The sequence below is a fragment of the Massilia sp. PWRC2 genome (assembly GCF_049896725.1).
Classification (GTDB): domain Bacteria; phylum Pseudomonadota; class Gammaproteobacteria; order Burkholderiales; family Burkholderiaceae_D; genus JAFCUW01.
This window is the reverse complement of the sequence record NZ_JAFCUW010000001.1, coordinates 356,674-376,281: the sequence shown is the minus strand read 5'-3', so window position 1 is coordinate 376,281 and position 19,608 is coordinate 356,674. Positions and strand designations below refer to the sequence as shown.

General features: G+C 62.6%; 19 protein-coding genes. 11 read left to right on the top strand and 8 right to left on the bottom strand.

Translation table 11 applies throughout. The features are described from left to right. Nucleotides 1-3 precede the first annotated feature (3 nt). Genes hyi through ACP7BZ_RS01710 form a run of 4 tightly spaced genes read left to right on the top strand, consistent with a single transcriptional unit; the run spans nt 4 to nt 3,969 of the window. Entirely contained in the window at nt 4-789 is a 786-nt protein-coding gene (gene hyi, locus ACP7BZ_RS01725; RefSeq protein WP_426109917.1) for a hydroxypyruvate isomerase, read from the top strand. A gap of 18 nt (nt 790-807) precedes the next feature. Next, a complete protein-coding gene (locus tag ACP7BZ_RS01720) occupies nt 808-1,719 on the top strand; it encodes a 2-hydroxy-3-oxopropionate reductase (protein WP_426109916.1) in 912 nt (303 codons plus the stop codon). Nucleotide 1,720: 1 nt separating this feature from the next. After that, nucleotides 1,721-2,983, top strand: coding sequence for a glycerate kinase type-2 family protein (locus ACP7BZ_RS01715; RefSeq protein WP_426109915.1), 1,263 nt, complete (start codon nt 1,721-1,723; stop codon nt 2,981-2,983). A gap of 56 nt (nt 2,984-3,039) precedes the next feature. Further along, nucleotides 3,040-3,969, top strand: a complete 930-nt coding sequence (locus ACP7BZ_RS01710; RefSeq protein ID WP_426109914.1) for a histone deacetylase family protein — start codon at nt 3,040-3,042, stop codon at nt 3,967-3,969. 277 nt (nt 3,970-4,246) lie between these two features. Here the strand turns inward: ACP7BZ_RS01710 and ACP7BZ_RS01705 are convergent, their stop codons facing one another. Continuing rightward, nucleotides 4,247-5,197 carry a LysR family transcriptional regulator gene (locus ACP7BZ_RS01705; protein WP_426109913.1) on the bottom strand — a complete coding sequence of 317 codons (951 nt, stop codon included), beginning with the start codon at nt 5,195-5,197 and terminating at the stop codon, nt 4,247-4,249. A gap of 133 nt (nt 5,198-5,330) precedes the next feature. Between ACP7BZ_RS01705 and ACP7BZ_RS01700 the strand changes: the two genes are divergently transcribed. The 4 genes from ACP7BZ_RS01700 (at nt 5,331) to ACP7BZ_RS01685 (ending at nt 9,268) form a co-directional block, all read left to right on the top strand. After that, complete coding sequence (locus tag ACP7BZ_RS01700) at nt 5,331-5,666, top strand: hypothetical protein (protein ID WP_426109912.1); 336 nt, start codon at nt 5,331-5,333, stop codon at nt 5,664-5,666. A gap of 384 nt (nt 5,667-6,050) precedes the next feature. Continuing rightward, complete coding sequence (gene oxlT, locus ACP7BZ_RS01695; RefSeq protein ID WP_426109911.1) at nt 6,051-7,373, top strand: oxalate/formate MFS antiporter; 1,323 nt, start codon at nt 6,051-6,053, stop codon at nt 7,371-7,373. A 77-nt stretch (nt 7,374-7,450) separates the two neighbouring features. Continuing rightward, entirely contained in the window at nt 7,451-8,233 is a 783-nt protein-coding gene (locus tag ACP7BZ_RS01690) for a fumarylacetoacetate hydrolase family protein (protein WP_426109910.1), read from the top strand. Between the two features lie 18 nt (nt 8,234-8,251). After that, the gene (locus ACP7BZ_RS01685; protein ID WP_426109909.1) at nt 8,252-9,268 is read left to right on the top strand and encodes a 2-dehydropantoate 2-reductase; all 1,017 of its coding nucleotides are present in this window, start codon (nt 8,252-8,254) and stop codon (nt 9,266-9,268) included. Between the two features lie 120 nt (nt 9,269-9,388). Here ACP7BZ_RS01685 and ACP7BZ_RS01680 read toward each other — a convergent pair whose 3' ends face one another. Then, a complete protein-coding gene (locus ACP7BZ_RS01680) occupies nt 9,389-9,553 on the bottom strand; it encodes a hypothetical protein (RefSeq protein ID WP_426109908.1) in 165 nt (54 codons plus the stop codon). Between the two features lie 157 nt (nt 9,554-9,710). Next, nucleotides 9,711-10,319 carry a Crp/Fnr family transcriptional regulator gene (locus ACP7BZ_RS01675; RefSeq protein WP_426109907.1) on the bottom strand — a complete coding sequence of 203 codons (609 nt, stop codon included), beginning with the start codon at nt 10,317-10,319 and terminating at the stop codon, nt 9,711-9,713. Between the two features lie 200 nt (nt 10,320-10,519). Here ACP7BZ_RS01675 and oxc point away from each other — a divergent pair, with 200 nt between their 5' ends. The 3 genes from oxc (at nt 10,520) to ACP7BZ_RS01660 (ending at nt 14,215) form a co-directional block, all read left to right on the top strand. Beyond that, nucleotides 10,520-12,241 carry an oxalyl-CoA decarboxylase gene (gene oxc, locus ACP7BZ_RS01670; RefSeq protein WP_426109906.1) on the top strand — a complete coding sequence of 574 codons (1,722 nt, stop codon included), beginning with the start codon at nt 10,520-10,522 and terminating at the stop codon, nt 12,239-12,241. A 123-nt stretch (nt 12,242-12,364) separates the two neighbouring features. Next, nucleotides 12,365-13,630 (top strand): formyl-CoA transferase, encoded by a 1,266-nt coding sequence (gene frc, locus ACP7BZ_RS01665; RefSeq protein WP_426109905.1) that lies wholly within the window; start codon nt 12,365-12,367, stop codon nt 13,628-13,630. Between the two features lie 144 nt (nt 13,631-13,774). Continuing rightward, a complete protein-coding gene (locus tag ACP7BZ_RS01660; RefSeq protein WP_426109904.1) occupies nt 13,775-14,215 on the top strand; it encodes a PAS domain-containing protein in 441 nt (146 codons plus the stop codon). 299 nt (nt 14,216-14,514) lie between these two features. Here ACP7BZ_RS01660 and ACP7BZ_RS01655 read toward each other — a convergent pair whose 3' ends face one another. The 5 genes from ACP7BZ_RS01655 to ACP7BZ_RS01635 form a co-directional block, all read right to left on the bottom strand. Continuing rightward, nucleotides 14,515-15,339, bottom strand: a complete 825-nt coding sequence (locus tag ACP7BZ_RS01655; protein ID WP_426109903.1) for an HAD hydrolase-like protein — start codon at nt 15,337-15,339, stop codon at nt 14,515-14,517. A 2-nt stretch (nt 15,340-15,341) separates the two neighbouring features. Next, entirely contained in the window at nt 15,342-16,661 is a 1,320-nt protein-coding gene (locus ACP7BZ_RS01650) for a glycosyltransferase family 2 protein (protein ID WP_426109902.1), read from the bottom strand. Nucleotides 16,662-16,738: 77 nt separating this feature from the next. Continuing rightward, entirely contained in the window at nt 16,739-17,641 is a 903-nt protein-coding gene (locus tag ACP7BZ_RS01645; protein WP_426109901.1) for an alpha/beta hydrolase, read from the bottom strand. Nucleotides 17,642-17,734: 93 nt separating this feature from the next. Next, the gene (ypfJ, locus tag ACP7BZ_RS01640; protein ID WP_426109900.1) at nt 17,735-18,619 is read right to left on the bottom strand and encodes a KPN_02809 family neutral zinc metallopeptidase; all 885 of its coding nucleotides are present in this window, start codon (nt 18,617-18,619) and stop codon (nt 17,735-17,737) included. A gap of 159 nt (nt 18,620-18,778) precedes the next feature. Then, nucleotides 18,779-19,297 (bottom strand): hypothetical protein, encoded by a 519-nt coding sequence (locus tag ACP7BZ_RS01635; RefSeq protein ID WP_426109899.1) that lies wholly within the window; start codon nt 19,295-19,297, stop codon nt 18,779-18,781. Between the last annotated feature and the right edge of the window lie 311 nt (nt 19,298-19,608).

Here is a 19,608-nt window from a genome sequence, read left to right as displayed (position 1 = left end):
AACATGACCCGACTGGCCGCCAATTTGACCATGCTGTTCACCGAGGTCGCCTTCCTCGACCGCTTCGCCGAAGCGGCCAAAGCGGGCTTCAAGGGTGTCGAATTTTTGTTCCCCTACGCGTTCGAGGCCGACCGCATCGCCGCGCAGCTCGATACGCACCGTCTGCAGCTGGTGCTGCACAATCTGCCGGCCGGTAACTGGGAGGCGGGCGAACGCGGTATCGCCTGCGATCCCGCGCGCAGCGGGCAATTTCAGGACGGCGTCGGCACCGCCATCGCTTATGCGAAAGCGCTCGGCGTGCCGCAGCTGAACTGCCTGGTCGGCATCAAGCCGGCCAGTGTCACCGCGGACCAGGCCTATGACGCCGTGGTGACCAACCTGCGCTTTGCAGCGAACGCGCTGGCGCGTGAAAACATCGGCCTGTTGATCGAGCCGATCAACACCTTCGACATTCCCGGCTTTTATTTGAATGGCACCGAGCAGGCGCTCGGCATCATCGCCGACACCGGCGCGGCCAATCTCAAACTGCAGTACGACATTTATCACATGCAGCGCATGGAGGGCGAACTGGCCGCCACCATCGAGCGCCACCTGGCGCAGATCGGTCACATCCAGCTGGCCGACAATCCGGGCCGCTTCGAGCCGGGTAGCGGCGAAATCAATTACCGCTATCTGCTGCCGATGCTGGATGCAATCGGTTACACGGGCTGGGTCGGCTGCGAATACAAGCCGCAAAACGGCACCGTCAATGGCCTCAAGTGGATCGCTGAACACGGCATCACCGAATAATCAATAACGGAGACGGACATGAACACGAATGTCGCGACAAATGCACTCAAAGTAGGTTTTATCGGCCTGGGCATCATGGGCGCGCCGATGGCCGCCAACCTGCAGGCCGGCGGCTGCAAGCTGTATCTGCACGATCAAAAAAATCCGCCGGCGGCGCTGATCGACGGCGGCGCCACCGTCTGCACCTCGGGCGCCGAAGTGGCCAGGCGCGCCGATATCATCATCGTCATGGTGCCCGACACGCCGCACGTCGAAGCGGTGCTGTTTGACGCCGATGGCGTCGCTGCCGGCCTGACCACCGGCAAGGTGGTGGTCGACATGAGTTCGATCTCGCCGATGGCGACCAAGGAGTTTGCCAAAAAAATCAACAAGCTCGGTTGCGACTATCTCGATGCCCCGGTGTCGGGCGGCGAAGTGGGCGCGCGCGCGGCCTCGCTGACCATCATGGTCGGCGGCAGCGAGGAAACGTTCGGCCGCGTCAAGCCACTGTTTGACCTGATGGGCAAAAACATTACCCTGGTCGGCGCCAATGGCGATGGCCAGACCACCAAGGTAGCCAACCAGATCATCGTCGCCTTGAATATCCAGGCGGTGGCCGAAGCGCTGCTGTTCGCCTCCAGGGCGGGGGCCGATCCGGCCAAGGTACGCCAGGCGCTCATGGGTGGCTTTGCCGCCTCGCGCATCCTTGAAGTGCACGGCGAGCGCATGGTCAAGCGCACCTTTGCACCGGGCTTTCGCATTGAACTGCACCAGAAGGATTTGAACCTGGCGCTGCAGGGTGCCAAGGCGATGGGGGTGTCGCTGCCGAATACCGCCACCGTGCAGGAGTTGATGAATTCCTGTGCTGCCCACGGCGACAGCGGACTCGATCACTCGGCCCTGTGCCAGGCCATCGAGCGCATGTCGAATCACCCGATCGCCAAGAGCTGACATGCTGCAGCCCCAGCGCCTGTTGCGCGAAATGTTCGACGCCGCGGTCGGCGCCGCCACCAGCGCCGTCTGCCTGCCGCCGTTTTTGCCGCCCGCACCCGTCAACGGCCGCCTGATCGTGATCGGCGCCGGCAAGGGCGCCGCCGAGATGGCGCGGGTGGTCGAAGGCCATTATCCGGGGCCGCTGTCGGGCGTGGTGGTCACCCGCTATGGCCATGGCGCCCCCTGCCAGCGCATCGAGGTGCTCGAAGCATCGCACCCGGTGCCGGACGCCGCCGGCGTCGCTGCCGCCCGGCGCATCCTCGATTGTGTGGCGGGGCTGGGTGCTGACGATCTGGTGCTGTGCCTGATCTCCGGCGGTGGCTCGGCGCTGCTGGCGCTGCCGGCGGATGGCGTGACCCTGGCCGACAAGCAGGCCATCAACCAGGCCTTGCTGGCCAGCGGCGCCACCATCGCCGAAATCAATTGCGTGCGCAAGCACCTCTCGACCATCAAGGGTGGCCGGCTGGCGCTGGCCTGCGCGCCGGCGCGTGTGGTCACCCTGGTGATCTCCGACGTGCCGGGCGACGATCCGGCGCTGGTCGCCAGCGGCCCGACCCTGGCCGACGCCGGCACCTGCGCAGACGCGCGGGCGATCCTGGCACGCTACCGCATCGCGCTGCCGGCCGCCGCCCGCGCGCTGCTCGATTCGGGCGCGGGCGAGACGCCCAAGCCGGGCGATGTTCGCTTCGCCCGCAACAGCGTGCAGGTGATCGCCTCTAACCGGCTGGCGCTCGACGCTGCCGCCGCGGTGGCGCGCGCCGCCGGCATCACCGCGCACATCCTCGCCGACGATATCGAGGGAGAGGCGCGCGACATTGCCCTGATGCACGCCTCGCTGGCGCGCGCGGTGGTCTCGCATGGCGCGCCGTTTGCGCGCCCGTGCGTGATCCTGTCAGGCGGCGAGACCACCGTCACCGTCGGCGGCAGCGGCAGGGGCGGGCGCAATACCGAATTCCTGCTGGCCCTCGGCCTGGCGCTTGATGGCCACGCAGGCATCGATGCGATCGCCTGCGATACCGATGGCATCGACGGCTCCGAGGACAATGCGGGCGCGCTGCTCGGCCCCGACAGCCTGGCGCGCGCGCAGGCGCACGGTTTGCGCGCGCGGGCGATGCTGGACAATAATGACGGCTACAGTTTTTTCCAAGCGCTGGGCGACCTGGTCGTGTGCGGGCCGACGCTCACCAACGTCAACGATTTTCGCGCCATCCTGATTGTCTGATTGTCTGATTGCCTAATTGCCTGATCACATGATGGAGGCGCCTTCACAGGATGCTCATGACTACGCTCGTTTTCACCCACCAGGACTGTTTTAAGCACGATCCCGGCAGCAGCCACCCGGAGTCGCCTGCACGCTTGCACACGGTGCTCGACGTGCTGGCATCGGCCGATTTTGCCGCGCTGCGCTGGCGCGACGCCCCCATGGGCACGCGCATGCAGGCCATGCTGGTGCATGACCAGGCCTTCGTCGACACGGTGGCCGAGCTCGCCCCCGCCAGCGGCCGCGTGGCGCTCGACGGCGGCGACACCGTCATGTCGGCCGGTTCGTGGAATGCCGTCATGCGCTGCATCGGCGCGGCCTGTGCCGGCGTCGACGCCGTCATGGCGGGCGAGGCCGACAACGTCTTTTGCGCCACCCGGCCGTGCGGCCACCACGCCGAATCCGATCGGGCCATGGGCTTTTGCATTTTTAACCAGGCGGCCATCGCCGCCATCCACGCCTTGCAGGTACACGGGCTCGAACGGGTGGCGGTGGTTGACTTCGACGTCCACCATGGCAACGGCACCCAGGAAGCCTTCTATGCCCGTCCAGAGCTGTTTTATGGCTCGAGCCACCAGTCACCCCTGTACCCGGGCACCGGCAGCGCCAGCGAGCACGGGGTGGCCGACAACATCGTCAACGTGCCGCTGCCGCCTGGCTGCGGCTCGCGCCTGTTCCGCGAGAGGATGGCTGCCGAACTGCTGCCGAAGCTGCGCGCCTTCCGGCCTGATTTGTTGATCATCTCGGCCGGCTTCGATGCGCACCGCCTCGATCCGCTGGCCGGCATGAACCTGGAAGATGATGATTACCGCTGGGTCACCGAAGAACTGATGGCGGTGGCCGATGAGCTGTGTGCCGGTCGCATTGTCTCCGTGCTGGAAGGGGGCTATAGCGCCGAGGGGCTCGCCGGTGGCACCGCTGCGCACGTCAAGGCCTTGATGGGATAGCGAAGCAAAAAAGGGTGCTTTCAACGCGAACTGTGGCCCCCCGAGCGCCGCTCTGCGGAAGCTGTCGGCGCAGTCGATGCGATTGCCGTCAATGGCAGAACAATGGCCGAACAATGGCCGAACAATGGCCGAACAATGGCCGAACAATGGCCGAACGCCAGCTGCGGCTAAAGCGCGCAAAAAAAAGCCGCCATCGAATCAATGATGGCGGCGTAAATACTTCGGAGTGAAACAGGACCACTGTGCCCATTCGCCCCCGCAAAAACCTTGACTGCCGTCAAGATTCCAAATCTCCATGACTGGTCGGCGTTGGCGCCGGTATCAGCGCGCCGATCAGCTGCGCCCCCTCCTGCAGCAAAAATTCCTTGAACGCCCGCGCCACCGGTGGCAGCCGCTTGTCGATACGGTGCACCACGTACCAGTTGAGCATCAGCGGGAACCCTTGTACGGGCAGCACCACCAGGCTGCCCGTGCGCAGCTCCTGGCCGATGGTGTGGGCCGACAGAAAGCCCACGCCCATGCCGGCGATGATGGCTTGCTTGATGGTCTCCGTGCTGCGAATTTCCATGGCGATGTTTAGCTCACGCATGTATTGACCGAAACCGTCCTGCATGGAAAACCAGGTATCGGAACCCTTCTCGCGCACCACGAACGCTTCCTTGACCAGTGAGGCCATCGAAATGCGTGTGCGGCTGGCCAGCCGGTGATTGGGGGCGGCGACGATCACGTAGGGGTGCGGCGCAAACGGTTCGTTGAGGGTATCGAGATCGTGCGGCGGGCGCACCATGATGGCCAGGTCGGTGAGATTGTTGGCCAGTTCGCCCAGCAGCTCTTCGCGGTTGTGCACCGTCAGATTGAGTTTGACCCCAGGGTGGCGACGGGCAAATTCGACCAGCAGATGGGGGAAAAAATAATCGCCCGCACTGATCACCGCCACATTCAGGCGGCCGCCGGCGATGCCCTTGAAGTGCGCCAGCGCTTCTTCGGCCTCGATGAATTGGCCGATGATGGCGCGCGAATGGTATAGCAGCTCGGCACCGCCCTGGGTCAGATAGACCTTTTTGCCCAGCTGTTCGAACAGGGCCAGACCGACGTGGCCCTCGAGCGTCTTGATTTGCGTCGAGACGGCAGGCTGGGTCAAGTGCAGCTCTTCGGCGGCGCGCGAAAAACTCAGGTGGCGTGCCACCGTTTCAAACACTTTCAATTGTCGCAAGGTGGCATTTTTCATAGGGCGGCCGTTCAATGTATACATGATCGTAAATGATTATGCTTAATAACTTTAACTATTGCTAATCATTTGTGCGCGGTACATTGAACTTACTGAATTTTCACCGATGAACCGATGTCCTCCGGAGAACGCCATGTCCAGCACGCACAGCAGCAGCCCGTCCCTCAGCGCCAATGCCGACGCCCACCGCAACGCCTACAACGCCGCCTTCCACGAACTCGGTCTGCGTTTTCACTGGGATAGTGCGCGGTTTCAGGGCGGTGCCTGTGCCGACGGCGACCGCGCCTGCCTGCGCCGCTATCTGGAAACCGAGCAAGCGCACCTGCTCAAGGCCTACGACGCCGATTTCCTGGTCGACGCCATCGAAGCGGTCAAACAGCGCCGCCTGCAAGCCATGAGCGAAGCGGGCTGCCGTCCCGCCGCCTTCATCAACTGGGCACAAATCCAGCAGCACCACGCCGACATTTGATAACAAATTTCCATGTAAGCTGATTTCAAAACTTAACCGAGGTCAAGGATATAAAAAAACGCGTCTTCCACAATCGGGCATCTGTCGACGTTTGTGTAAATATGATCCCGCCACAAAAAGCTGGGACGTATGTTGGAAAAATGGCATTATATTTCTGGCATCCCAAACGTCACGCCGGGGTTCGCTTACCCGGGCAGCAGAATACATGTACGCTTGACAATAAAATCAGGGAGACGCGTAATGACAATCGAGCCACATCAGGTCAGCAGCGCCGCTGCCACGACCGATTCCACAGCAATGGCGGGGGTACGACGGGACTAACCATCTTGCCGGCCACCCGGAAGCGCACAGACGCTACTACACACCATCACGGAGACATGGAAAATGACACAAGAAACAAGCATCAACCCGGCCAAGCCCGGCGTCAACCGCTGGATGCAGCTGGTTATGGGCATCGTCTGCATGGCGATGATCGCCAACCTGCAGTACGGCTGGACCCTGTTCGTCAACCCGATTGCCGATAAATATCACTGGTCCAAGGCTGCCATCCAGGTCGCCTTCACCATCTTCATTCTCACTGAAACCTGGCTGGTACCGATCGAAGGCTGGGCGGTCGACAAATTCGGCCCCCGTCCGGTGGTGCTGTTCGGCGGCTTGCTGTGCGCCCTCGGCTGGGTCATGAACTCGTTTGCCGACACCCTCACCATGCTCTACATCGCTGCGGCGATCTCCGGTATTGGCGCTGGCGCCGTCTACGGTACCTGTGTCGGCTCGGCCCTCAAATGGTTCCCGGATCGCCGCGGTCTCGCCGCCGGTCTGACGGCGGCCGGTTTCGGCGCCGGTTCGGCGGCCACCATCATCCCCATCTCGATGATGATTGCTTCCAAAGGTTACGAGCAAACTTTCCTGTATTTCGGCCTCGGCCAGGGCTTGATCGTCATGCTGCTCGCCTTGATGATGGTGCGTCCGCCAGCACACGTGCCAGGCGCCATCAAGAAAAAAACCAAGGTGCAACAAGGCAATGCCGAGTTCACCCCATCGCAAATCGTTCGCAAACCGGTGTTCTGGGTCATGTACGTGATGTTTGTGCTGGTCGCCGCTGGTGGCCTGATGGCAACGGCGCAAATGGGTCCGATTGCGCAAGACTTCAAGATTGACGGCGTCAAGTTCAACGTCATGGGCATGATCCTGCCAGCACTGACTTTTGCCCTGGCGATCGACCGCGTGCTCAATGGCTTGACGCGTCCCTTCTTTGGCTGGGTATCCGACCAGATCGGCCGTGAAAAAACCATGTTCATCGCCTTTGCGATGGAATCGGTGGGCATCCTGGCGCTGTACTACTTTGGCCGCGATCCGATCATGTTCGTGATCCTGACCGGTGTCGTGTTCTTTGCCTGGGGCGAAATCTACAGCCTGTTCCCGGCCACCGCTGCCGATACTTTCGGCACCAAGAACGCCGCTGGTAATGCCGGCCTGCTGTACACCGCCAAGGGCACCGCCTCGATCTTCGTGCCTGTCTCGAGCATGATCACTGCCGCCACCGGCAGCTGGGAAGCCGTGTTCTTCGTCGGCTGCGGCCTGAACGCGGCGGCCGCCCTGATGGCCTGGTTCGTCCTCAAGCCGATGCGCTCGAAGTTCATGACCGAAGCGGTGACCCCGGTCGCACCCGGTTCGATCGATGTGGCAGCCGCACGGATGGCCCGCTAAACCTGCACTACGGCGCCGGCTGGCAGTGCCGGTCGGCGCCACCTTCCCGAACCATCCGGCGTACCAAAGGAATGTATATGACTATCAAACGCTGGGTTCGCTTCCAACACGGGGAAGCGATCTGCTTCGGCACGCTCGAAGGTGAAAAGATTCGGGTCCACGAGGGCGACATGTTCGCCAATCCCGAACCGAACGGCAAATCCATGCACCTGAGCGACGTCAAGCTGCTCGCTCCCGTGGTGCCGGGCAAGATGCTGGCGATGTGGAACAACTACCATGCGCTGGGCAAGAAACTGGGACTGGCGCCACCGCCGGAACCGCTGTACCTGGTCAAGACCCCCAATACCCTGCTGGCGCCTGGCGGCACGATTCGCCGCCCGCTGCTCGAAGGCAGTCCTGACGCCAAGGTGGTGTTCGAAGGCGAACTGGCCATCGTGATTGGCAAGACCGCCACCAATGTCAGTGAAGCAGCAGCGCCCGAGCACGTGTTCGGCCTGACCTGCGCCAACGACGTCACCGTCGCCGAGATCATCAGCCGCGATCCCACTTTTGCGCAATGGTGCCGGGCCAAGGGCTTCGATACCTTTTGTCCGCTGGGACCGGTGATTGCCAGCGGACTCGATCCGGCCATGCTGGTGGTGCGCACGATTCTCAACGAAGAAGTCCGGCAGGATTACCCTGTCAATGATATGGTGTTTTCAGTGGCCCAATTGGTCAGCAAGATTTCGAAAGACATGACTTTGTATCCGGGCGATGTGCTGCTGTGCGGCACGTCGGTCGGCGTGGGCTCCATGCGACCAAACAGCACGATCGAAATCGAGATCGATGGCATAGGCAAGCTCAAAAACCGGTTCGAGTAAACTAGGTGGGAGCACGTCATGAAAATTGCAATCATTGGAGCAGGAGCAATTGGGGGGTACGTCGGCGCCAAGCTGGCGCTGGCAGGCGAAGATGTCACGTTCATCGTGCGCGGTGCCAACCTGGCAGCGATCGCGGCGAACGGTATCAAGCTGATCGATCATGATGGAACAGAACACGTCGCGCCGCACGTCAAGGCGACCGACGACTACGCCGCGGCCGGTGTGCAAGAGCTGGTGATCCTGGCTTTAAAAGCGCACCAGGTCGACGCGGTGGCCGACCAGATCGGCCATTTGATAGGACCCGATACGGTGGTGGTGACGATGCAGAACGGGATCCCGTTCTGGTACTTTCACCAGCACGGCGGCAAGTTCGAAGGACACGTCGTCAAGAGCGTCGATCCCACGGGCCTGCTCGCCAGCAAGATCGCACCCCAACATATCCTCGGGTGCGTGGTCTACCCTGCAGCCGAACTGATCGCCCCAGGCGTGATCCAGCATGTGGAAGGCGAACGCTTTCCACTCGGCGAACTCGACGGCAGCAGCAGCGCGCGGGCGCTGGCCATTTCCAGCGTGTTTCAGCATGCTGGCTTGAAGGCTCCCGTGCTCGACAATATCCGTGCTGAAATCTGGCTCAAGTTGTGGGGCAATGTGTGCTTCAATCCCATCAGCGCGCTGTCACATTCGACCCTGGTTGACATCTGCCAGTATCCGCTGGCGCGCGAACTGGCAGCGGCGATGATGGAAGAAGCGCAGGCAGTGGCGGCGCAGCTGGGCATTTCGTTCCGCGTCACGCTCGACCGTCGCATCGAGGGCGCCGAGAAGGTCGGCAAACACAAGACCTCGATGCTGCAGGATGTGGAAGCGGGACGGGGGCCGGAGATTGATGCGCTGGTCGGATCGGTGGTTGAGCTGGCTCGGCTGACGGGGACGCCAACGCCGCATATCGACTCGGCGTACGCGCTCGTTAAAATGCTTGAGCGCACCATGCAGGAAGAGCATGGCGGCGTCAAACTGCAGAAACTGGTGGCCGCGTGAGATGATCTAAAAGCGCCTTTGAAGTCACCGACGCGCACATAAAAAAACGCACCGAAGACCTTGGCCTTGGGTGCGTTTTATTTTCGCCGGATTGCTGCAGTTGCAGCAATCCGGGCTTGATTACATGCCGTAGTGAAAAGCTGCGTCCGACTTGTCGCCGGTGGTTTCGGCATCGAGTTCTTCGCGCAGTTTGGTCATGAACAACGCTTCGATGATCGAGGTGATCGAGAACGATGGTGCGGGATAGGTCGAGCCGGCTGGTGCGGTGTTGTTGAAGCTGGTCATGAGAGACTCCTGAAGGTTGGTTGGATTCGATGAAGTCAATTATAAAGACCTCTTTTGCATCGCACCAATTTCATGTTCTGATATGAGATATAGCGAAAACTGATATTGGCAACATCAACAACATGGTGCCAAACGACCGAATTGGCGGCGGCGCCCGCTAGATTTTTCCCTGATTTTTTAGCCGGCTCAAGGTCTCTGGCGACAGGTTCAGATAGGACGCCAACTCCTTTTTTGGCAGCCGTTCGAACAGTTCCGGATGCTTGCGCATGAAGCGGTGCACGCGCCCCGGCGCGTCGAGCAGGTGCAGGGTGATGGTGTGCGCCATGATGCCGCTCATGAGGTTCATCACTTCGTATTCAAAGGCCAGCTTGACGGCGCTGTGACTCTCCAAAAATGCCACCCACTGCGACAGCGGCATGCGTGCCACCCGCGCCTTGGTCACGCAGACAATGCTGTACGGCGTGGGCGTGTGCAAGCGCCAGGCGGCGTAGCTTGTTTCGATGTCGCGCTCGGCCGGAAAACGCAGGATCATTTCCTTCGCTTCCTGGTTGGTGACGACCCGTTTGAGGATGCCATCAAGCACGAAATATTGCTCCATATCGTGTACGCCCTGATTGAGCAGCATGTCCCCCTTCTGATGGTCTTCGACCGTCAGAAAAGGTTCGAGTGCTTCCATTTCACTGTCGCGCAATTCTTTGAGAACCACATTCTGCTTGAGCTGGACGCGGATGATATTTCGGTCCGGATGGTTCGCTACCAATGTCATTGCTTTGATACCTTATTTGACAGGAGCCGACATCATGCGGCGAAAATTGACCTTGGTCAATGAGAGTTATCCGGCCCGCTCGCTATGATGGCCGCTAATAAAAGCCAGGCTGCCTCACGACTTTCACAGGTCAAAGAAGAACTTGTGTTGACGATTACCATGCGGCGCCTTTGACGAATCACAAGGAGGAGACATCCATCATGACAGACAGCACCCAAGCACCAGCAATGACCGACGGCTTCCATCTGGTCATCGATGCCCTCAAACACAATGACATCGACACCATCTTCGGCCTGGTCGGCATTCCGATTACCGATCTGGCCCGCCTGGCGCAAGCCGAAGGCATGCGTTTCATTGGCTTCCGCCACGAGCAGCACGCCGGCAACGCCGCCGCCATTGCCGGCTACATCACGCAAAAACCAGGCATTTGCCTGACCGTGTCGGCACCCGGCTTTTTGAATGGCTTGACCGCACTGGCCAACGCCACCACCAACTGCTTCCCGATGATTCTGATTTCCGGCTCTTCCGAGCGCGAGATCGTCGACCTGCAGCAGGGCGACTACGAGGAAATGGATCAGCTCAACGCTGCCAAGCCCTACGCCAAAGCATCTTACCGCATCAACAAAGCCGAAGACATCGGCATTGGTATCGCGCGCGCCATCCGCGCCGCCGTTTCCGGCCGTCCAGGCGGCGTCTATCTTGACTTGCCGGCGCAGCTGCTGGCGCAATCGCTCGATGCTGAACACGGCAAGCGTTCGCTGGTCAAGGTGGTCGATCCCGTCCCACGCCAGATCCCCGCACCTGATTCGGTGCAGCGTGCACTCGACCTGCTCAAGAGTGCGAAAAAGCCGCTGATCTTGCTGGGCAAGGGCGCCGCTTACGCCCAGGCCGATGCCGACATCCGCGCCTTCGTTGAAAACTCTGGCATTCCCTACCTGCCGATGTCGATGGCCAAGGGCTTGCTGCCAGACAACCACGCACAATCGGCGTCGGCCGCCCGTTCTTTTGTGCTGGCCGAAGCCGACGTCGTCGTGCTGATCGGCGCGCGCCTGAACTGGCTGCTGTCGCACGGCAAAGGCAAAACCTGGGGCGCCGTGCCGAAGCAGTTTATTCAGATCGACATTTCGCCAACCGAAATCGACAGCAACGTCGCGATTGCCGCACCGTTGATTGGCGACATCGGCTCGTGCGTCGCCGCGCTGTTGAAAGGCATTGCCGACAATGGCCACGCCAAGCCAGATACGGCCTGGACCGGTGCGATCGCTGAACGCAAGGACAAGAATCTGAGCAAGATGGCGGCCACGCTGGCCCTCAATCCATCGCCGATGAACTTTCACAGCGCGCTGCGGGCGATCCGCGACATCCTCAAGACCCGGCCTGATATCAACGTCGTCAACGAAGGCGCCAACACGCTCGATTACGCCCGTTCGATCATCGACATGTACGAGCCACGCAAACGTTTCGATTCCGGCACCTGGGGTATCATGGGGATTGGCATGGGCTACGCCATCGGCGCCGCCGTCATTACCGGCAAGCCAGTCGTCGCCATCGAAGGCGACAGCGCCTTCGGTTTCTCCGGCATGGAGCTGGAAACGATTTGCCGCTATGACTTGCCAATCGTCACGATTGTATTTAACAACAACGGTGTCTACAAAGGCACTGATCCGAACCTCAACCCGAATGTGCCAAACGATGTGCCCGTTACCTCGTTCGTCAAGGGTGCCCGTTACGACAAGATGATCGAAGCCTTTGGCGGCATCGGTTACAACGTGACGACACCGGAAGAATTGACCGTTGCCTTGAATGAAGCGATTGCTTCCGGCAAGCCGACCCTGATCAACGCGGTGATCGATCCGAACGCCGGCACGGAAAGTGGCCGCCTGACCAATCTGAATCCGCAGAGCGGCGCGAGCAAGAAATAATCAGTCAGAGTCCAGCAAGAGTCCAGCAAGAGTTACGCAAGAGTCACGCAAGAGTCATGCAACATCGCCGGCGCCCCGGGTGCCGGCAACAAGAACGATCACGCCTACTTCATGGAGACACAAATGAGCGACGCAACGAGCAACAAGCCCCTAGAGGGCATCAAGATTATCGACTTCACCCACGTGCAAGCCGGTCCGGCCTGCACCCAGCTGCTGGCCTGGTTCGGCGCCGACGTCATCAAGGTCGAGCGTCCCGGTTCGGGTGATGTCACCCGTTCGCAACTGCGTGACATCCCGGGCGTCGACGCCCTGTATTTCACCATGCTTAACAGCAACAAGAAATCGCTGACCCTGGACACCAAGACCGCTGCCGGCAAAGAAATTTTGACCAAGCTGATCATGGAATCGGACGTGCTGGTCGAGAACTTCGGCCCAGGCGCACTGGACCGTATGGGCTTCACCTGGGAACACATCAATTCGCTCAATCCGGGCATGATCGTGGCGTCCGTCAAGGGCTTCTCCGATGGCCACCATTACGAAGACTTGAAAGTCTACGAAAACGTCGCCCAGTGCGCCGGCGGTGCTGCCTCGACCACCGGTTTTGACGACGGCCCACCAACCATTTCCGCTGCTGCGCTGGGTGATTCGAACACCGGCATGCACCTGGCGATCGGCATCCTGACCGCCCTGCGCGGCCGCGACAAGACCGGCAAGGGCCAAAAGGTGGCCGTGTCGATGCAAGACTCCGTGCTGAACCTGTGCCGCGTCAAACTGCGTGACCAGCAGCGCCTGGACCGTATCGGCTACCTGGAAGAGTATCCACAGTACCCACACGGCAAGTTCTCGGACTTCGTGCCACGCGGCGGTAACGCCGGCGGTGGTGGCCAGCCTGGCTGGGTATTGAAGTGCAAGGGCTGGGAAACCGACCCCAACGCCTACATTTATTTCACCATCCAGGGCCACGCCTGGGAACCCATCACGCGCGCCATCGGCAAGCCTGAATGGGCCACCGACCCGGCTTACATGACGGCGGCGGCACGCCAGGACAAAATTTTCGACATCTTCGCCACCATCGAAGTGTGGCTGGCTGACAAGACCAAGTTCGAAGCGGTCGACATCCTGCGCAAATTCGACATCCCTTGCGCACCCGTGCTGACGATGAAAGAAATTCTCAACGATGAATCGCTGCGCGCCAGCGGTACCATCGCTGAAGTTGACCACAAGGAACGCGGCAAGTACTTCACGGTCGGCAGCCCGATCAAGTTCTCCGACACCACCGTCGAGATCACCGGTTCGCCGCTGCTCGGCGAGCACACCGATGAAGTGCTGGAAAGCCTGGGCTACAACCAGGACCAGATCGCAGCGTTGCACGATCAAAAAGTAGTGTAAGCCAGCCAGGCGGCGGCAGCCGCCTGCGACTGCGCGGCGCGTTACAGCCTGGCTGTGACGCGCCGTTTTCGTTTTAGAATCGTATCAGCCGGGGGACGCTGCCGACGACGGTGCGGCGCGTCCGCCTGGCGCAAGGAAAACGCCATGAGCAGCACTATTGATTTCAGCCATTTTGTCAGCGCCCTGGGCGACGCCGTCATCGTCTGCGATGCCGCCGGTGCCATCACCGTGTGGAACCCGGCCGCCACCCGTATCTTCGGTTTTACGGAAAGCGATGCCCTCGGGCAGTCGCTCGACCTCATCATTCCCGAGCGCCAGCGGCAGCGCCACTGGGACGGTTACCACAAGACCATGGCGACCGGCGAGACGCGCTACGGTAGCGATCTGCTGCGCGTGCCAGCCTTGCACAAGGAAGGCAAAAGCCTGTCGATTGCCTTCACGGTGGCGATGTTGCACGCCCCGGATGGCGCCGTCTCGGCCATCGTCGCCATCGTGCGTGATGAAACGCTGCGCTGGAACGAAGAGCGGGCGATCAAGGCCAAGCTGGCTCAGTTGGAGGCGGCAGCGGCTGCTGGCACTGCCTGAAACGCCGCGCAGGGCAGGGCGCGCCGGTGCGTTCGTGTGCAATTGCGCTTAATTGCGCTCAATTGCGCTCACTTGCGCTCACTGGCGCTCACTTGCGTAGCGTAGGGAGGCGCGGCGTGAGTTGTGTTGCCGGAGTTGCGTGGCCTGGGTTGCATGGCCTGAATAGTGTTGCCGTGGTTCCGTGGCCGGAGTTGCGTGGCTTCCGATGCGTTGCCTGCGTTCCGTGGCCTGAGTGCAGTTGTGCTGTGCGCCGGGCCCTGCAGGTTCGCGTGCGAGCTGTGCTGCCTGCCTCGACTGCCTCAATTGCGCTGTCGTTCGCCCTCCTCGGCAATCAGTCGCGCCGCGCCATGCAGATCGGGCGCGATGCGGGCAGGCACGCGGCCGCGCCCCAGCTGCCAGCCTGTTTCGCTGCCATTGTCGATCAACACTGTGCGGCAGCCGGCGCGGTTGCCCGCTTCGATGTCGTCGAGGCGGGCGCCGGCCATCCACGACGACGCCAGATCGATGCGGTGTTCGATAGCTGCCTGCAACATCAGCGTCGGATGTGGTGGCCGGCAGCAGCCGCGGCCCGCGCTGCCGGTGTGGCCGGCGGGCCCCACTGACCACGCTGCGGTCGGTGCGCTGCCATGGCGGCAGCGGCAGTAGCCCTGCAGCGGCAGCTGCTCGCGAAACAGCAAGTCATTGAGCCGATCGATGAACAGGCCGTGCTGGCCGGCGCCGAGGGTGTTGACGTCGTCGGTGGCTGCCGGTGTTTGACGATCGCTGACCGTGCTGGTGAGGGCGTCGGTGCGTCGTCGGCGCCGGCCATTGTCGCGCCGTCGACCTTGCGCGGCGCCGCCTTGCAGGACGGCTTCCGCCTGCGCTTCTGCTTGTGCTTCTGCCTGTGCTTCTGCTTCCGCTTCCGCTCGCGCTCCATTATGCTGCTCACTCTGGCTCTGACCAGGGCGACTGACCTCGGCCTGCGCGCCTTGTGCGGGTGGCGCAGCGCCGTCATCGAACACCATCAGCCGAAAATCGAGTTCGATCAACAAGCGCAGACCAGCGGCGGCGCCATCGCGCAGCAGACAGCGCGGTCCACTGCCTTCGAGCAGGGCGCCGAACGCGCCGATGAAAATCGCTCTCATGATCAAGCGTAGGGCACACGGTGGCGCACGGCGCCGGCCAGCCGCCAGAACAGGGCCAGTGGCGGCAGCATGGGTGCAGTGAGCAGGACAGCGCTGACATGCGAGGCACTTTTGGCGGTTCCGCGCAGGCGGCGGATCGCCAGCATGGCCGTGAGCACCAGCCAGCTGCCGCCGGCGGCCACTGCCAGCACCTCGTGACGGCGCCACAAGGCGCCAGCAGCCAATAGCAGGGCGAAGACCACGGCCAGGTCATGCCAGTGCGGCGGGCGGCCGATATGGTCCCGGTAACGCTGTGGATGTTTTTTGAAGAGCAGGGCGGCGTTGCGCAGGGCGCTTAGCTGCGTCACGCTGGCCCACCATGGGCTCGCCAGCAGCGGGTGCGCCACGGTGGCCGCCGGCACTGGCAGCACGCGGGCGCCGGCTTCGAGCAGGCGAAAATACAAGTCTGTGTCGGTGAGAAACGGATCGCCGAAGCGCTTGTCGAATCCGCCCAGCCGCTCGAGCACACTGCGCCGGTAAAACCAGTTGCAGCCGACGAAGGCGCCACCCGCGCGCTCGAAGCACTGGCGCTGCGCTTCGGTGGGGTGCGACGGCAGGCGGCAGTCGACGCTCCCTACAGCAACGTCGGCAACGTCGGCAACGTCGGCAACGTCGGCAAGGTCGGCAACGTCGGCAAGGTCAGCAGCACCGGCAGCATCGACAACCTCGGCAGCATCGACAACCTCGACAACCTCGACAACCTCGGCAACGTTGGACCGGACCGGCGTCGTGCCGGGCAGCGTGGGGACGTCAACGTTGACGTCGGCGTCGGCGTCGGCGTTGAGGCCGAGGCCGAGGCTGGTAATGGCGCGGCGCGCAGCACGATCGGTCAGGGGAGCGGTGAAGGCGGCCATGGCGTGGCGCAGCCAGTCGACGGCGGCGACCGTGTCGTCGACGGTAAAAGCAATGATCTGCGCATCAGCGGCCCGCCAGCCCAGGTTGCGGACAGCGCCCGCGCCGCGCGTACGGCCATGGTTGGGCAGGTAGCGCAGTCGTGCACCATGGGGCGCCGTGGGGCTGGTGGCGGCCTGGCGCAGACTCCAGGCCGCCACCATGCGTGCGGTGGCGGGATCAGGGTCATCCTCGACAATGAGGATGTCGTAGCGGGCCCGCAGATCCTGGCGCAGCAGGGCGTCGAGATTGCGGTCGAGCTGGTCCAGATCGCCGCTGGTGACGACCACCACGGCAAGGACGCTTGCCTGGGCTGGCGCTGCCTTGGTCGGCGCCAACCCCGGCGCAAACCCCGGCCCTGAAACCACGCTACTGTCGTTCCTTGTCGGCACGCTTGCTCTCCCGGTCTCGTCACGATCACATTGCTGTGAAAGTTAGAGCGCGTAGAGCGCTCCCAGTTCGGCCTTGCTTACCTGCCTTCGACTTTGCTCAAGCGGGTGTGATTACGGACGAACTGATCGATGGCATCGAGTGTCGGCGCCAGGCCGCGCAGCGGTGCCGCCAGCGAGCCGACCAGGGTGGTATGGCTGACGCCATCGTAATACACCTCGGTGACCGCCACGCCGCGCGCGCGTAGCCGCAGGGCCAGGCCGCCCGTGTTGCGCACCGGATTGACCAGCTTGTCCTTGTTGGCGGCGATCAGCAGGGCCGGCAAGGTGCTGCCGTCGAGATGGTTGACGGGCTGCGACTCGCGTGGCGTATTCGGGAAGTCAAACACCGGCTTGGCATCCTCGTTGACGATCGGCAGAAAGTCGTACGGTCCGGCCAGGCCGATCCAGCCGGCCAGGCGATCCGGCGCCAGCCCCTGCTTGCCCAGCCAGCGGCCATCGAGCGCCACCATGGCGGCGTTGTAGGCGCCGGCGCTGTGACCCATGACGAACAGATTGTTCGGCTCGCCGCCATAGCTGGCGATGTGGCGTGCCGTCCACGCCACCGCCTGCGCCGCGTCATCGAGGAAGTCGGGGTAGCGCACTTGTGGATACAGCCGGTAGTCGGGAATCACGGCGACGATGCCGCGCGAAGCGAGCGCGCGGCCGACGAAGGCGTAATGCTGGCGATTGCCGGAATTCCAGTTGCCGCCGTAAAAAAACACCACCACCGGCGCGCCGGGCGCGGGCCTGGCGGGGCGGTAGATATCCAGTTTCAGGCGCTCGCCGTTACCGTAGGCGATGTCGCTGGTGGTGATGGCGCCGTCGGCGGGCGACAGGGCGTTGATGGCGGTCAGCGGTGAGCAGGCCGCCAGGGCGGCAACGACGGCGGCGCCGGCTGCCAGCACATACAGGGTACGACGGGCGACGGGGGGAATACGCATGCAGGCCTCGCTAAATAATGGTCGGTGTCAATTGTAATCTTTTGACACAACAGGGCGAGCGCGCTTGGCCCCCTAGACCACCGCCTGGCACCGTTACAGCGAGGGCGCCGAAAAGGTATCGCACTGCTTGAGCTGGCCTGTTTCGATGCCCCTGGTGAACCAGCGCACCCGTTGCGCCGAGGTGCCGTGGGTAAACGAGTCGGGCACCACCTGGCCCTGCGACTGGCGCTGCAGGGTGTCGTCGCCGATGGCGGTGGCGGCGGCCAGCGCGCCTTCGACGTCGCCCTGCTCGAGAATGCTGCGGGCCTGGTTGGCGTGGAAGGCCCAGACGCCGGCGAAGCAGTCAGCCTGCAGCTCGAGCTTGACCGACATGGCATTGGCGCGCCGTTCGTTGCCCTGGCGGCGGCTGGCGGCCACCTGCTCGTCGATGCCCAGCAGGTGCTGCACGTGATGGCCCACTTCATGGGCGATCACATAGGCCTGGGCGAATTCGCTGGAGACGTGGAAGCGTTCCTGCATCAGGCGGTAGAACGCCAGGTCGATATAGACTTTCTGGTCGCCAGGGCAATAAAACGGTCCTGCCGCCGTCTCGCCGGTGCCGCAGGCGGTGCGCGTGGCGCCGCGGAACAGTACCAGCTTGGGCTTGATGTAGTCGGCGTTTTGCGCCTTGAACAGGGCGCTCCAGACGTCTTCGGTGTCGGCCAGCACGGTCGAGACGAACTTGGCCTGGCGGTCGGAGGCGGGCGGCCGCTGAGCCGGTGCCTGCGACTGCTGCACCGGCAGCTGGCCACCGCCGCTGAGGGCGCTGATGATGGTCATCGGATTGATGCCGAGGAAGTAAGAGCCGATCAATGCAATGGCAATGGTGCCGATGCCGATCGAGCCGCCGCCGAAGCTAAAACCGCCGCCGCCACCGCCGTCACCATCGCCGCGGCGGTCTTCCACATTGTCGCTTTCCCGATTGCCTTCCCATTTCATCTTTATTCTCCAGCGTAATAATTAAACGAGCGGTAGTTTACTATTTCCTGAGCAATATACCCGTTCTGGCTGCCGCGCCGGATGCTGGCCCTGCACAATCGTGTGCCCATGACGCAAAAAAACGCCGGTCTGTGGCGCCGGCGGGTGGGGGATAGGTGCTTAGTCGGGGGTGCCGTCGCTGCGGCGGCCGACATTGCTCTGCTGGTCCTGCTGATCACCGGGGGCGGCCGGCGCCTGCCGGTTGGCCGTGTTCGACAGGCCGGTGTCGTCGTTCATCTTTTCGGTGGCGTGCTGGTGGCTGCCAGCGGGGCTGCGTGGCAGCGCGCCGGCCAGGTCGTCCGACTGGCGATCGTCGGCATTGCCCAGGTGCGTCATCTCGGCTGCAGGGGCGCTGCGGCTGGCCAGATTGTCCGCTGGCGCAGCAGTGGTGCGCTGCTCGCTGGCCACGGCGGCATTCTGGTAACCCGGCTGGTGGGCGCCCGATGGCTGCGTGCCGGTTTCCTGGTAGGTGCCGCCCTGCGTGCTGGCGTGGCGATCGCTGCCGGGCTGACCTGACTGCTGGCCGCCCGCTTGCTGGCTGCCGCTATGGACCGTGCCGGTGCCGGCCGGGTTGGCCGGCAATGGTGTGCCGCCGTTGCTGGACTGGTTGTTCGCTTCACTGCGCTGGTCTGAGTTCATGTGCGTCTCCGGTGTGGTGGGTGATACGGGGTACTGGGGGAAGGACTGCGAACCGCCTGTTGAACTTGCATCATGCACTCGTCGAAGCCCGCACAGAATAGGAAAACCACGGAAGCTGTTGTAGGTGACAGCCCACGTCGGCCCGCCAGGCAAGAGGTCTTTACGGATGGATTTTTTTACCTCCTCCAGTCCTACAACGTCGACAACTGCCGTCCTATAGCTGATCCGGGGCTGGCTGCCTAACATGGTTCTCAGCCGGTCGCTCGTCCGCATGGTCGCAGGCCGGCATGGCGCGTTTGCGCGAGCGGTTT

Coding starts and splice junctions, on each gene's coding strand:
- hyi (WP_426109917.1), top strand. CDS start 4: ATGACCCGACTGGCCGCCAATTTGACCATGCTGTTCACCGAGGTCGCC.
- ACP7BZ_RS01720 (WP_426109916.1), top strand. CDS start 808: ATGAACACGAATGTCGCGACAAATGCACTCAAAGTAGGTTTTATCGGC.
- ACP7BZ_RS01715 (WP_426109915.1), top strand. CDS start 1,721: ATGCTGCAGCCCCAGCGCCTGTTGCGCGAAATGTTCGACGCCGCGGTC.
- ACP7BZ_RS01710 (WP_426109914.1), top strand. CDS start 3,040: ATGACTACGCTCGTTTTCACCCACCAGGACTGTTTTAAGCACGATCCC.
- ACP7BZ_RS01705 (WP_426109913.1), bottom strand. CDS start 5,197: ATGAAAAATGCCACCTTGCGACAATTGAAAGTGTTTGAAACGGTGGCA.
- ACP7BZ_RS01700 (WP_426109912.1), top strand. CDS start 5,331: ATGTCCAGCACGCACAGCAGCAGCCCGTCCCTCAGCGCCAATGCCGAC.
- oxlT (WP_426109911.1), top strand. CDS start 6,051: ATGACACAAGAAACAAGCATCAACCCGGCCAAGCCCGGCGTCAACCGC.
- ACP7BZ_RS01690 (WP_426109910.1), top strand. CDS start 7,451: ATGACTATCAAACGCTGGGTTCGCTTCCAACACGGGGAAGCGATCTGC.
- ACP7BZ_RS01685 (WP_426109909.1), top strand. CDS start 8,252: ATGAAAATTGCAATCATTGGAGCAGGAGCAATTGGGGGGTACGTCGGC.
- ACP7BZ_RS01680 (WP_426109908.1), bottom strand. CDS start 9,553: ATGACCAGCTTCAACAACACCGCACCAGCCGGCTCGACCTATCCCGCA.
- ACP7BZ_RS01675 (WP_426109907.1), bottom strand. CDS start 10,319: ATGACATTGGTAGCGAACCATCCGGACCGAAATATCATCCGCGTCCAG.
- oxc (WP_426109906.1), top strand. CDS start 10,520: ATGACAGACAGCACCCAAGCACCAGCAATGACCGACGGCTTCCATCTG.
- frc (WP_426109905.1), top strand. CDS start 12,365: ATGAGCGACGCAACGAGCAACAAGCCCCTAGAGGGCATCAAGATTATC.
- ACP7BZ_RS01660 (WP_426109904.1), top strand. CDS start 13,775: ATGAGCAGCACTATTGATTTCAGCCATTTTGTCAGCGCCCTGGGCGAC.
- ACP7BZ_RS01655 (WP_426109903.1), bottom strand. CDS start 15,339: ATGAGAGCGATTTTCATCGGCGCGTTCGGCGCCCTGCTCGAAGGCAGT.
- ACP7BZ_RS01645 (WP_426109901.1), bottom strand. CDS start 17,641: ATGCGTATTCCCCCCGTCGCCCGTCGTACCCTGTATGTGCTGGCAGCC.
- ypfJ (WP_426109900.1), bottom strand. CDS start 18,619: ATGAAATGGGAAGGCAATCGGGAAAGCGACAATGTGGAAGACCGCCGC.
- ACP7BZ_RS01635 (WP_426109899.1), bottom strand. CDS start 19,297: ATGAACTCAGACCAGCGCAGTGAAGCGAACAACCAGTCCAGCAACGGC.